Annotated in this window: 1 protein-coding gene; it reads left to right on the top strand. The window is 62.6% G+C overall.

What is annotated here, in order from left to right:
- Nucleotides 1-521, top strand: a 521-nt coding sequence (locus tag AC1DWT_RS51830; protein ID WP_477926350.1) for an ABC transporter ATP-binding protein, incomplete at both ends; no start/stop codon positions are given.

The following is a 521-nucleotide window of genomic DNA, read 5'->3' as shown; positions in this document are numbered from 1 at the left end:
GCCGGTGAGGTCAGTGCGTTGCTCGGGCCGTCGGGTACGGGTAAGTCGGTGTTTTTGAAGTCGCTGATCGGTTTGCTCCGCCCGGAGCAGGGCTCGATCGTGATCGACGGCACCAACATTCTTGAGTGCTCGTCCAAGGAGCTCTACGAGATCCGCAAGCTGTTCGGTGTGCTGTTCCAGGACGGCGCCCTGTTCGGCTCGATGAACCTGTTCGACAACGTGGCGTTCCCGCTGCGCGAGCACACCAAGAAGTCCGAGTCCGAGATCCGCAAGATCGTCATGGAGAAGATGGAGCTCGTCGGCCTGCTCGGGGCCGAGGACAAGCTGCCCGGTGAGATCTCCGGTGGTATGCGCAAGCGTGCGGGCCTGGCCCGCGCCCTGGTGCTGGACCCGCAGATCATCCTCGTCGACGAGCCGGACTCCGGCCTGGACCCGGTGCGTACCACCTACATCTCCCAGACGTTGATCGACATCAACGCCGAGATCGACGCGACGATCCTGATCGTCTCGCACAACATCAA

It is taken from the genome of Rhodococcus sp. P4_B6, from assembly GCF_056402215.1.
This window is presented reverse-complemented; position numbering and strand designations above follow the sequence as displayed.